Raw genomic sequence first — 12,146 nt, forward strand, 5'->3', positions numbered from 1 at the left:
CTACAGATGCGCTCCGTTGCTCACGTAGATCTGTCTACGCTGCGCTACTCGCTTTCTGTTTCCAGCCATCTTCTTGGTTCTGAAAGCTCAGCTTTTTAATCTTTATTTGATGATGTAATCAAAAAGCTGAACTTTGATAACGATGTGTTGCGTGGCAGTTTACTCGACGTCGAATATGGCCGTCTACAGATGCGCTCCGTTGCTCACGTAGATCTGTCTACGCTGCGCTACTCGCTTTCTGTTTCCAGCCATCTTCTTGGTTCTGAAAGTCTAGCTTTTTGATCCTTATTTGAAGTAGAAGCCCTTGCTTTTATTTAATCGCCGATTGTGTAATCGCTCTAACGAAGGAGCGCTGACCTGCGATAAAAATGATCAGTACCGGCAAAGTTGCAATCGTAGTCATTGCCATCAACTTACCATAAGCTTGCGTGTAGCTGCCTTGGGACATTAGCGCAATCCCTGCTGTAATCGTACGCATTTCTGGCGAGGTCGTCGCATATAGCGGCCATACGAAGTCGTTGTAGATGCCCATAAATGTGAAAATACCAAGCGTTACCATTATTGAAACAGAAGCCGGCAGCAAAATTCGTGTGTAAATTTGCCACTTGTTCGCGCCATCAATGCGCGCAGCTTCTTCAATTTCCTTAGGAAAAGAGATAAAGAACTGATAAAGCAGAAATACACCGAACGCTCCCGCCGTATATGGCAGCACCAGCGCAGCATAGGTGTTAATCAAGCCGAGCCCGTTAAACTCCATATACATAGGCAAAAACGTCAACACGCCTGGAATCATCAAGGACGCAATAAACATTGAAAACAGCGTTTTACGAAACGGCATGTCGCTTAATCTGGCCAGTGCATAAGCTGCCATTGAGTCGATAAACAGCACAATCGCAGTTCCAATAATTCCAACTGACAATGAGTTTGTTATCCAGCGCATAATCGGTACATTCATCAACTCGCCGCTCAACCCTTGAATATAGTTTTCGAAAGTCGGTTTTTTCGGAATGAAATTCATTTGTCCCGCGAGCGCTTCAAAATCATTTTTCAAGGAGGTAGACAGCATCCATATTAATGGCAACAAAAACAGTGCTGCTAGCAAGGCTGCCAGCAAAATAAGCATCGCTTGGCGAAATTTGCTCATATTAGTTCCCCTCCCTGCGTCCATACGTTAATCGGTACTGCACAACGGAAATAATCATAATGATGAACGCCATCATAATCGCCATTGCGGAAGCTGAGCCAACATCCTTACGAATAAAAGCATGATCGAGCACATTCATTAACAGCACGCGCGTTGTATCGCCAGGACCGCCACGAGTAAGCAAGAACGGCTGCGCATATATGTTAAAGGAAGCTATCGTTGACGTAATCATGACAAACAGCATTACTGGACGGATGGAGGGCAGTGTAATGTGCTTGAATTTGCTCCATGTGCTCGCGCCGTCAATTGAAGCTGCCTCATAAAAATCTTCCGGTACTTCGTTCAAGGCATTAATAAAAATAATCATATTAAAACCAATCGTCCACCACAGTGTCGTAGCAATCAACGATATCCATACCCAAGGTGTACTGGTAAGCCAAGGAATCGATTGAATGCCCAATTTCCCCAGCATTCCATTCAAGAAACCTGCATTCGTGTCAAACATCATTAACCAGATAACTGCCATTACAGAAGCCGAGATGGCGTAAGGCATAAAATAAAAGGTGCGGAACAAGCCTCTAATTTTGCGAGGCAGTGCATTGACGAGCAAAGCTATACCCAGCCCTACTACAATAAGCAAAGGCACGGAAAACAGAACAAATTGAATGGTGACCCACAGCCCGCGGAAAAACAGAGCATTTTCATAGCTGCCAGAGGTAAATATCGAAACATAGTTGCTGAGCCCAACGAACGGATGCTCCTGCGACAATAATTCAAAATCATGCAGACTAATATAGATCCCATAGCCAATCGGAAACAGCATAAATGCAGCGAAGCAAAACGTATACGGCAAGGCAAACAGAGAGGAGCTTAAACGAGACTTCCAGGTTGTTTTCACACTTATGACCTCCTAACTAGGCTGAAAAAGGGAAGGGCGGATCGCCTTCCCTTTTTCAGAGTTTATTTACTATTCGATCGCTTGCACGGATTTGGCAACTGCATCATCCATTGCCTGCTGAGCAGATTTATTGCCTAACAGGGCGTTGTTAAGCTCGCCCCAAATCGGCTCGGAAATCGTCGGCCAGTTCAACACATTCGGTGCAAATTGTACATAAGAGAAGCTTTCAGCAATTGCACTTTGCGGCAACGCTTTAAATGCTTCGCTTTCGATCATAGGAATAGAGGCAAGCGCTTGACCTGATTCAGCCCAATCCAATGAATTGGAGGATATATATTTCAAGAAATCGCCAATGCCAGCCAACACATTTTCATCCGTTACGCCTTGCGGAATCGCAAAGTTGTGTGAACCTCCATACACAGCCTGCTTCGCCTTACCAATTTGCGGCACTGGTGCAACACCAAAGTTTAGACCCGCTTCATCAAATTGAGATTTCATCCATGGGCCGTTAAATTGGATCGCATTTTTACCTTGCAGGAACAATGTGTTCTCTCCATCCTGCTGAACATTGCCCGGAGATACACCCTTATCGATCAATCCACGCATCCACTCTACCATTTCCACTGCTTCTGGCGAGTTATATGCTACAGTGCTGCCATCCCATAGCTCGCCGCCATTTTGCCATACGAGTGTCGGGAATATAAATTGTTGCGGCCAAAGCGTCGGTACAACATAGCCGTATACGCCCGCGCCTGGATCCGTCAGCTTCTCTACAGCTGCCTCGAACTCCTCACGGTTAGTCGGTGCTGCTGTAATACCCGCTTTATCAAACAAATCTTTATTGTAGTACATCACCAATGGATGGATATCTAGCGGAATACCGTACCATTTGCCATCAATAGTCGCATAATCAATAGCTGCTTCTACATAATCTCTTTTACTGATACTCGCATTTGCCGCGATGTCATCAAGCTCCTGCAGCTGACCTTTGCTTTGATAGGTTGGAATTTGATCCAAATGCATAATAACCAAATCAGGACGATCCTTAGATGCGCTCAACGCTACATCTAGCTGCTTGTAGTACTCCCCATTGGGTTGAATGACGAACTTTACGCTATATTGATCCTGAGATGCATTATATCTGTCTACGATCTGCTTCATGAATGGACCATCTGCGCCAGAGAACGGTGACCAGAATAAAAACTCCGTTTTACCTGATTTGCCGCTTTTGGAGCCTTGCTCCTCTGAGCCGCTATTGCTGCCACTGTTGCCACCACTGTTGCCACCGTTGCAGCCAGCTGCAACCAGTGCAATCGTGATCAAGAGCATAAGCAAAGTTGACTTTTTCATCGTTATTTCCCCCTCATGTATGTTTAATTGAGAAGCTATATGTTCTTCCCTGCTCTCATCTTAAGCGCCAACCGTGTGCAAAGATATGTCATCTCTTTCGATAAAATGGACATATTTTTAGAACTCTAGCGCTGTCCATTCGATGGCCTCAAGCCGAATATCGCTGCTGGACTCGAGTTTGAGCGAGTGCAGCTCATCTGTCCAAGCATGGCTTGCCAGCAGCCCGCGTCCATACCACACTTGCAGCAATTTATTCTGAAGCTTTACATGCACGGTTCCACTTCGCTTATCCGCTGAGGCAGGCAGCAGCAGGTTGATCGCCTGCTGCTCTGATTGTTGGCCAGGCAATACAACTAGCTGCAACGACGATTCGCTCAATCTACCCTGCACATCAAAGCGAAGCTTGCTGGCTTCTGAAGCAAAAGGATTAAGCAGCTCGATTGCCGCTTCACCTTCATGAGTGCGCCCTAACCATGCTCCTCCTTCTATTCTCCAGTTGCCCTTCCGCGTAGTAACATAAGATAGCAGCTGCACAGCCGTATCCTCCGTTTGCGCTACATACCCAGTCAAGGCAACACCTGCAAATGCAGCCGACGTATAATGCGTAGCAAGACCAAAGCAAGGCAGACAGCCTTTGCCTAACGTATGCATGCTTGTTTTTAGCATGAGAACACCATCGAGAGTAACTGAAATATGATTGCCCACAACAGCTAGAAGCAGCTGGTGATAGGCATCGAAGCGAAAGCCCGCGGGTACATTAACGGTGTGCGGTTCAAGCTGTACGCCAGCAAACGTTTCATATAAGCCAATCGTTCCTTTTCCAACGTCAAGCAGCACCTCCGCATAATGCTGCTCATTCTCATACATCACAACCGCACCGTACAGCCCTCCCATATGATGAGGAAGCCAGCGCAGATTCACTTCAAACCATGCAGCTGCATAGCGTTTCTCTAGAAGTAGACGCCCTGTTCCAATAACACTTTGCTGGAATAACTGTCTGTTCTCGACCTGCCAATTGCCGCTTACAGAGTGCCAGCCGCTGCCAAGTACATCCCCTTCGAACAGATCGCGAAAGCCTGGTAGAGCTGGAGCAGCACACTCCTCGCTGCTCGGACCTGGAACCCACATTTTGTCACCAAGCCATAGCAATGGATCAATCCGCATCTGTCGGTGCTCTCCGTCAGTCTCATCTTCCGCTTGCTTCTCACTTAACCCAGCAACAGCGTCGGCCTCATCCATTGTCTTAGCCTGTCGCTCTCGTCCGTGATAAACTATCCAATCGTCCACATTGTTCGGAGCTTTCACAACGCTGTTATGTCCAACGCCTTCTACTAGATCATTTTGGCGCAGCAAAGGTTCATAGGTAAATTCATCAGGATACTTCGTCCATTCCAGATCCGCTATTGAAACACCCTCCTGATGCCTTGCCGTACTGTAGCCTATATAATAATGGGGCTTCGTAAATGCGTTGCCGCTGTACATAACATAATGAATGCCGCGCCGCTGCAAATGAAAAGCCCCTTCAATGGTGTGCCAGTCTCTCCCATCACCAAAGCGGTTGCGCTCGTATATCTCCTCATCCAGCGTAGGCTTGACGATTAGCCTTGGTTTTCCTTCAGGCGTGAAAGGATCGAGCAAACGATCCGCCAATATTACTGTGCCTGGACGCTCATGATCGATGCCAAGCGTTTCATTAGTGGAATAAAACAAAAGCAATCCTCCATTAACGTCGCGTACTACATGAGCATCAATCGAAAAGGTATTAAATAGCTGACATTGATAACGAAAAGGTCCTTCAGGTCGCTCCGAAACAGCTGCTTGCAAATATTCGTAGTGCACATCTTCCTCATCTTGAGACCTAGAGGACACGTATAAGTAGAACAATCCATTATCATAAAAAACGGCTGGAGCCCAGTAATCGGTTTGCCCTTCTTGCTTATAGGCATATCCCAAATGGGTCCACTCCGTCATATTGACGGAGTGAAGTACGCTAACCCCGCCACCTGATGTTGCATAGGCATAATATTCACCATTGTATTTCAACACAAATGGATCTGGATTAACCTTCGGATTCAGCTTGCGGCAAGCCACGGCTTCAGAACTGACCAAAATATTCACGGGATTGGTGTAGGTGCTCATATGTGTTCCCTCCAAGTTTGTTATCTGCTAAATTCTGAAATCGATAAACTGTCGACTTCATTTCTTCTCTCGCTAAAGTATAGTAAGTAGGCCCTGAGTTAGGACAGTGCGCATCTTTGGAGATTATGGACATATTTTTAGGTGTTCTCTAGCATGGGCCAGTGATAGGTCCACTATTTACAAAAATTGGACCTGTTTTCGTCGTCTTCAACATGTTTGACTGAAAGCAGATGCGCATTTTGAAAGCGCATACTCTAAAAAAGGGGTTGAAGGAAAATGAGGCTTGGACACCAATCGTGGCGCAGGTTAAGCAGTCATGCACTCATTGTCATGCTGCTTATTGCATTGCTAGTACCCGCAGGATGGGCTGGTGCAGCATCGCAACAAGGAAACTTTTACAATGTCATTATGCAGGATGGGGCTGACCCATGGATTTATCGACATACAGACGGCTACTACTACTTCACCAAAACAACTGGGAACAACGTAACGATTTGGAAAAGCGCCAGTATGACTGGCATCGACGCAGCTCCAACTCGAGTGATTGAAACAGGCTGCTGCAATATATGGGCGCCAGAGATCCATCATATTAATGGGGCATGGTATATTTATTACGCCAAGGATGATGGCAATAACGTGAACCATCGGATGTATGTTCTCGAAAACACCTCGGCTGATCCAATGCAAGGCACCTGGGTCAATAAAGGACAAATTACCGATGCAACAAATAAATGGGCAATTGACGGCACCGTGCTTCAGGTTGGCAATCAGTTATACTTCTTATGGTCAGGCTGGGAAGGAGATGTCAACGTACGTCAGAACATCTATATCGCATCGATGAGCAACCCATGGACAATCAGCTCCAACCGGGTTGAAATTGCTAGACCGACCTTTGGCTGGGAGACCAATCATTCTCCACATGTCAATGAAGGCCCACAGGTTATTGTGCGCAATGGCGTTATCAGCATTGTCTATTCAGCTAGTGGAAGCTGGACCAATGATTACTGCCTTGGTTTAATTACAGCAAGTACTAGCAGCAACTTGCTATCAGCTTCCTCATGGACGAAGCGCAGCCAGCCAATTTTCTCCTCGGCTAACGGCTTATATGGTCCGGGTCATCACTCATTCACCGTATCACCAGACGGTAAAGAGGACTGGATCATGTATCATGTCGCGAAATACAACAACGCTGGCTGGAATCGTGAAATTCGTGCACAACGATTTACTTGGAATCAAGACAACACACCAAATTTGGGCGCTCCTGTAGCACCAAACACTCCAATCCCTCTGCCATCTGGCGAATCGCAGCGCGTACGCTATGAAGCAGAGGAAGGTACATTTGGCGGCGGTGCATATGCCTCTCCTGGGCCTGGCAGCTCAGGGGGCAGCAAGGCTGGACACATTGATACAGCAGCAAGCTTTGTGGAATTTTCCGTGTATACGGCAGCAGCAGGGGAGTATATTTTATCAGCACGTACTGGAAATGGCACGGCGGGCGGTGGTTGGTCGAATTTGAACATTACGATTAATGGTACGACTTCGCCTTTTCATGTCACGAACAAAGGCTGGGACAACTGGGGACTATCTACTATACGCACGCATTTGAATGAAGGCTGGAATACGGTGCGGTTTACGAAAGGAAACGGCTATGCGGAGTTTGATTTCTTTGACCTTATGCCAGCTGAGCCTGCCGCATTGTCTGGCTCTGTCTACAAGTTGATTAATCCAAGCAGTGGCAAGGCGCTTGATGTTGCGGGAGCTGGTACGGCCAACGGCACAAATGTGCAAATTTGGGAGGATAACAACAGCGCTGCGCAGGAATGGCGCATAACCAGTCTTGGGGATGGTGCCTATACGTTAATTAATACGAATAGCGGCAAGGCACTTGATGTCGCAGGAACAGGCACTGCTGATGGGACCAACGTTCACATCTGGCAGGACTATGGCGGGAATGCTGCACAGCGGTGGGTGTTGAAGCTTAGCAACAATGGCTGGAAGCTGATTAATCCAAACAGTGGCAAGGTGCTTGATGTGGAGGGCGGAAATTCCGCTAACGGCACGAATGTGCAGATTTGGAGCGACTACGGCAATGCCGCACAAACCTGGCAGCTGCATCGAAAATATTAAACCTAACAAGCCCTCGCCTAGTGGTGAGGGCTTCTCTATATGAAAATGTATTATGCATGGCTTATCACAGTTTTTACGAACTGCTCGATGCCTTCAGCATAAGCTCAAAAATTTTTCGAGTCGTGTTGATATTGCGAACGGTAATTTTTTTATAGAGCTCTGTTCCTATTATTTTGCTTAACCCGCTTTTTGTAACATGTTCTTTCGCAACGGACCATAGGATAGCTCCCTTAACATAGCGTACTGTGTCGATGCCAGGCTTCATGTCCAGCTTTTCTAATGTCGATTCATGATCTACCTCTTCCCATAGAAACATGATGTCACTCTTCATCGCTGCATCATTGGTCCAATCCGCTGGAATGTCCTTCATCATGGCAGCATACTGCTCCATACTGCGAATCACGACTTTAATGTGAAGCTGAAAATCGTCAGCAATCGCTTTCTCCAATAGTTCAACCAACTCTTCCTGCGCTAGATTGTTATGCTCGAATATTACATTTCCAGTATTAATATATGTAACAACGTTATTCATCCCTGCATGTTCGAACGTTTTCTTTAGCTGTTTCATATCCACTTTGTTATTTCCACCAACATTTATTCCTCGCAGCAACGCTACATAGATCATCATACACGCCTCCTTTTCACTTTAACACCAGTATAATCCAAAAACTTCAAGAAAGCTGCCTTACCGTTAGAATCGTTAAACGCATGGTTATGTTCAAATTGAAAGTTTCGTAGATTATCTCTATTTCTAGTAGGCAATCTCATCGCTTTTTGAACCTCTAACGCATTGTCCGCATATGATGCCAATATGTGCAATATGAACGAGTTAGAGCTGCCGCGCGAGTCTATCTGTATCGCCCTGAAATACTATAAACCTTGCTAGTTATGTCCGGCTATTCCACCGCAATACTGTCCGGTTACGTTTTTTTATTCACCGCATTATATGGAAAATTACAATTTCTCGTATAAGGAAGGGCTTTACTGGAGGCTAAGAATAAACACAACAGACATCCAGAAGAAAACAGAAAGGTGCCGACATGATGTTTAAGAATAAAACATTGCTAATCACTGGTGGTACGGGGTCATTTGGCAATGCCGTGCTCAAACGATTTCTTCAATCCGATCTGAAAGAAATCCGTGTCTTTTCAAGGGATGAAAAAAAGCAGGATGATATGCGCAAACTGTACAAGAATGACAAACTCAAATTTTATATAGGTGACGTGCGCGATGCAAGCAGCTTGGCACCTGCGATGTATGATGTCGATTATATCTTCCATGCAGCTGCATTAAAGCAGGTACCTTCTTGCGAATTTTATCCACTAGAAGCCGTAAAAACGAATGTGCTAGGAACTGATAATGTCTTGACAGCAGCAATAGCATCGAAGGTGCGCAAGGTCATTTGCCTTTCAACAGACAAGGCTGCCTATCCCGTAAATGCTATGGGCATTTCAAAAGCGATGATGGAAAAAACATTTATCGCCAAGTCTCGAATGGTTGATCCAAGACGGACATTAATATGTGGAACGAGATACGGCAACGTCATGGCTTCTAGAGGCTCTGTTATTCCTCTATTTGTTGAACAGATCAAGTCGGGAAAGCCATTAACGATTACGAATGAGCATATGACCCGCTTCATGATGAGTTTGGATGAAGCCGTTGAGCTTGTGCTGTACGCTTTTCAACATGCCGAAAATGGCGATATTATGGTGCAAAAATCACCTGCATCCTATATTCATGTGCTCGCACAAGCACTAATGGAGCTGTTTGAAGTAGAGCTTGATATTCAAATTATCGGAACACGTCATGGCGAAAAGGTATATGAGGTGCTGTTAACGAAGGAAGAGGCTGCGAAAGCCATCGATTTGGGAAATTTTTACCGTGTACCTGCGGATAATCGCGATCTTAATTACGACAAGTACATCGAAACGGGTTCACCCAAAATAACACTTACTGACGAATACAACTCGAACAATACTCGCATTCTTACAATTAGCGAAATGAAGGAGAAACTGCTGGAACTTCCATATATTCAAGAGGAGCTTACTCACTGGAAGGGGAGTTCTTCATGAATATTCTCGTTCTAGGAGCTAGCGGTATGGCTGGTCATACAATCACGCTATATTTTTTAAAGCGGGGGCATGAAGTCACTACCTTTACGCGCAAGCCGTTTCCTTTTGGCTATAATGTGCGAGGCGATATTCGAGATGAAAAGCTGCTAAAGCAACTTCTTGCCCGCCCATTTGATGTTGTGATCAACTGTTTAGGCGTGTTGAATCAAACGTGCGATGAACATCCTTCACAAGCGATATACGTGAACAGCTATCTGCCGCATTTCATTCATGAGCAGCTGCTGGATAAACCTGCCTACTTCATTCATATGAGTACCGATTGCGTATTTTCAGGACAATCCGGACCATACGATGAGTTAAGCTTCCCAGATGGCAGAACGCTGTATGACCGAACGAAAGCGCTCGGAGAGCTAAATCATTATCAAAGTTTAACCTTCCGTAATTCCATTATTGGTCCCGATATGAAGTCTGACGGCATAGGACTGTTCAATTGGTTCATGAAACAACAGAGCAGCATTCATGGCTATACAAGAGCAATATGGACCGGAGTAACTACTTTAACCCTTGCAAAGGCGATGGAACACGCTATATCAGAACGCATTACAGGTTTATATAATCTTGTCCATCCTGCAAGCATAAGCAAGTATGATCTGCTCCAGCTGTTCAATAAGCATTTTAAGGACGGACGTCTTGACATTTTACCGGCAGATGCAGTGAGAGTCGATAAAACACTGATTAACCACCGCAAGGACTTTACGTTCAAAGTTCCTCACTATGAGCAAATGGTTGTAGAAATGAAAGAGTGGATTAAGGAGCACCACTACCTGTATCCTCATTATTATAAAAGCTAAGTGATGACTAAGTGTAGTAGAAGCAAGCAGCCAGCCCCGTTAAGGCGCTGGCTGCTTAACTAACTACCACTGTCAGCCATGGTGATTGTCATACTTTAAAGTATGTGCTGAAATTACGTTTCGGTCATCGTACCGCCGTTAACATGAAGCACCTGACCCGTTACATACGAGGAATCATCCGATGCAAGGTAGATATAAGTAGGGGCAAGCTCAAATGGCTGTCCTGCACGTTTCATAGGAGTATCTGATCCAAATACCTTTACTTCTTCGGCTGAAAAGCTCGAAACAATTAATGGCGTCCAGATCGGTCCCGGCGCAACTGCATTTACACGTATGCCCTTCTCAACCAGTTGCTGCGATAACGAACGAGTAAAGGTTACAATCGCTCCTTTAGTCGTTGAGTAATCAAGCAGCGTTTTATGGCCTTCATATGCCGTAACAGATGTAGTGGAAATAATGGTGCTTCCAGACTTCATGTGTGGAAGTGCCGCCTTCGTCAAATAAAAAAACGGAAAAATATTCGTACGATACGTTTGCTCTAGCTGCTCATCCGTAATATCAAGAATGCTCTCCTGTGGATATTGCACCGCCTGGTTCAATATGAGCGTGTCAACTCTGCCAAAATGTCCCATCGTCTGATCAACGATTTCCTGTGAGAAGCCAGGTACTCGCAAGTCACCTTCTATAAGTAAAATATGTTGACCGTATGCTTCAACCATTTGTTTGGTCGCCTCTGCGTCCGGACGCTCATGCGGCATATACGTAATTACCATATTGGCGCCTTCCTTGGCAAATCCAATCGCAACCGCTCTGCCAATCCCGCTATCACCACCTGTAATAATGGCAACCTTGTTTTTTAATTTACCACTGCCTTTGTAGTTTGGATTATCACTTATCGGTAATGGTGTCATCGCGTATTCCAAACCAGGCTGTATCGGCTGATGCTGCGGAGGGAAAGTAATCGGAATTTGCTGACATTCTGTCTCAGATCCATAGTAAGGATACCCAGGAACTGTGCTCATTGGTTCATCCTCCTTATTTTCTTTTCTGATCATCTTCAATTAGAATATTCGCCTAGTCTAGAATGGTGTCAATACACTTGTATGTTATACATTGCATAACTTACATGTACCAAACTTCTTGTCATTGCTTTACATATAACAAGCGGTATGCAGCATCTAAAGCTGCATACCGCAAAAGCGTAGCTTATTGCTGCTCTGTTGTATGCTGAAGCTGCTGCTTTAGCACCTCTAGCTGCTGTTGATTTTGCTGAACCGTATCCATGTGCTCCTCATACTGAACAGCATTGTCCAGCGCATGTTCTGCATGTGAAAGCGATTGATATGCTTGCTCAATCAATTGTTGCTCTGGATGAGACATAGCTTGCTTGACGGCACGATTAGCACGCTGTACGGCATTGCTTAATAATGTGCTGGGGTGATCTTGCTTCCAGGTTACATCAGAATTTTTACCCATATGAGGTGTCCTCCCTAACTTATAAATGATTGATCATTGCAGCCAGATTATTGTTCGATAAATAACGTAAAGTTATGCTTTTAATGCTG

Annotated in this window: 10 protein-coding genes and 1 pseudogene; 4 read left to right on the forward strand and 7 right to left on the reverse strand. The window is 45.3% G+C overall.

All coding sequences use genetic code 11. The annotated features are described in order from the left end of the window. Window positions 1-310: 310 nt before the first annotated feature. The 4 genes from ACFP56_RS15930 to ACFP56_RS15945 all read right to left on the reverse strand — a co-directional run bounded on the left by ACFP56_RS15930 (window position 311) and on the right by ACFP56_RS15945 (window position 5,531). Entirely contained in the window at window positions 311-1,144 is an 834-nt protein-coding gene (locus tag ACFP56_RS15930; RefSeq protein WP_379236309.1) for a carbohydrate ABC transporter permease, read from the reverse strand. A 1-nt stretch (window position 1,145) separates the two neighbouring features. Continuing rightward, the gene (locus tag ACFP56_RS15935; RefSeq protein WP_379236311.1) at window positions 1,146-2,042 is read right to left on the reverse strand and encodes a carbohydrate ABC transporter permease; all 897 of its coding nucleotides are present in this window, start codon (window positions 2,040-2,042) and stop codon (window positions 1,146-1,148) included. A 69-nt stretch (window positions 2,043-2,111) separates the two neighbouring features. Then, window positions 2,112-3,392: an ABC transporter substrate-binding protein gene (locus tag ACFP56_RS15940; RefSeq protein WP_379236313.1), complete on the reverse strand. Its 1,281-nt coding sequence runs from the start codon at window positions 3,390-3,392 to the stop codon at window positions 2,112-2,114. 117 nt (window positions 3,393-3,509) lie between these two features. Continuing rightward, on the reverse strand, window positions 3,510-5,531 hold the full coding sequence (locus ACFP56_RS15945; RefSeq protein WP_379236315.1) for a family 43 glycosylhydrolase: 2,022 nt from the start codon (window positions 5,529-5,531) through the stop codon (window positions 3,510-3,512). 330 nt (window positions 5,532-5,861) lie between these two features. Here ACFP56_RS15945 and ACFP56_RS15950 point away from each other — a divergent pair. Next, window positions 5,862-7,214 (forward strand): annotated as a pseudogene (locus ACFP56_RS15950) (family 43 glycosylhydrolase); the annotation flags it as partial. Next, on the forward strand, window positions 7,206-7,658 hold the full coding sequence (locus ACFP56_RS15955; RefSeq protein ID WP_379236778.1) for an RICIN domain-containing protein: 453 nt from the start codon (window positions 7,206-7,208) through the stop codon (window positions 7,656-7,658). The pseudogene ACFP56_RS15950 and the gene ACFP56_RS15955, both read left to right, overlap by 9 nt. A gap of 73 nt (window positions 7,659-7,731) precedes the next feature. Here the strand turns inward: ACFP56_RS15955 and ACFP56_RS15960 are convergent, their stop codons facing one another. Continuing rightward, window positions 7,732-8,283 carry a DUF1697 domain-containing protein gene (locus tag ACFP56_RS15960; RefSeq protein WP_379236780.1) on the reverse strand — a complete coding sequence of 184 codons (552 nt, stop codon included), beginning with the start codon at window positions 8,281-8,283 and terminating at the stop codon, window positions 7,732-7,734. 418 nt (window positions 8,284-8,701) lie between these two features. Between ACFP56_RS15960 and ACFP56_RS15965 the strand changes: the two genes are divergently transcribed. Beyond that, a complete protein-coding gene (locus ACFP56_RS15965) occupies window positions 8,702-9,730 on the forward strand; it encodes a polysaccharide biosynthesis protein (protein WP_379236317.1) in 1,029 nt (342 codons plus the stop codon). After that, the gene (locus tag ACFP56_RS15970) at window positions 9,727-10,581 is read left to right on the forward strand and encodes an SDR family oxidoreductase (RefSeq protein ID WP_379236319.1); all 855 of its coding nucleotides are present in this window, start codon (window positions 9,727-9,729) and stop codon (window positions 10,579-10,581) included. Before ACFP56_RS15965 ends, ACFP56_RS15970 begins: the two co-directional genes overlap by 4 nt. Before the next feature lie 113 nt (window positions 10,582-10,694). On the opposite strand, the gene ACFP56_RS15975 is transcribed toward ACFP56_RS15970, so the two are convergent. Both ACFP56_RS15975 and ACFP56_RS15980 read right to left on the reverse strand, forming a co-directional pair. Beyond that, complete coding sequence (locus ACFP56_RS15975; protein ID WP_379236321.1) at window positions 10,695-11,603, reverse strand: SDR family oxidoreductase; 909 nt, start codon at window positions 11,601-11,603, stop codon at window positions 10,695-10,697. A 184-nt stretch (window positions 11,604-11,787) separates the two neighbouring features. Then, window positions 11,788-12,057, reverse strand: a complete 270-nt coding sequence (locus ACFP56_RS15980; protein ID WP_210178562.1) for a hypothetical protein — start codon at window positions 12,055-12,057, stop codon at window positions 11,788-11,790. Window positions 12,058-12,146: the final 89 nt, after the last annotated feature.

The sequence above is a fragment of the Paenibacillus septentrionalis genome (assembly GCF_042659865.1).
In the GTDB taxonomy this organism is placed as follows: Bacteria; Bacillota; Bacilli; order Paenibacillales; family Paenibacillaceae; genus Pristimantibacillus; species Pristimantibacillus septentrionalis.

Coding starts and splice junctions, on each gene's coding strand:
- ACFP56_RS15955 (WP_379236778.1), top strand. CDS start 7,206: ATGCCAGCTGAGCCTGCCGCATTGTCTGGCTCTGTCTACAAGTTGATT.
- ACFP56_RS15975 (WP_379236321.1), bottom strand. CDS start 11,603: ATGAGCACAGTTCCTGGGTATCCTTACTATGGATCTGAGACAGAATGT.
- ACFP56_RS15970 (WP_379236319.1), top strand. CDS start 9,727: ATGAATATTCTCGTTCTAGGAGCTAGCGGTATGGCTGGTCATACAATC.
- ACFP56_RS15965 (WP_379236317.1), top strand. CDS start 8,702: ATGTTTAAGAATAAAACATTGCTAATCACTGGTGGTACGGGGTCATTT.
- ACFP56_RS15960 (WP_379236780.1), bottom strand. CDS start 8,283: ATGATCTATGTAGCGTTGCTGCGAGGAATAAATGTTGGTGGAAATAAC.
- ACFP56_RS15980 (WP_210178562.1), bottom strand. CDS start 12,057: ATGGGTAAAAATTCTGATGTAACCTGGAAGCAAGATCACCCCAGCACA.
- ACFP56_RS15940 (WP_379236313.1), bottom strand. CDS start 3,392: ATGAAAAAGTCAACTTTGCTTATGCTCTTGATCACGATTGCACTGGTT.
- ACFP56_RS15945 (WP_379236315.1), bottom strand. CDS start 5,531: ATGAGCACCTACACCAATCCCGTGAATATTTTGGTCAGTTCTGAAGCC.
- ACFP56_RS15930 (WP_379236309.1), bottom strand. CDS start 1,144: ATGAGCAAATTTCGCCAAGCGATGCTTATTTTGCTGGCAGCCTTGCTA.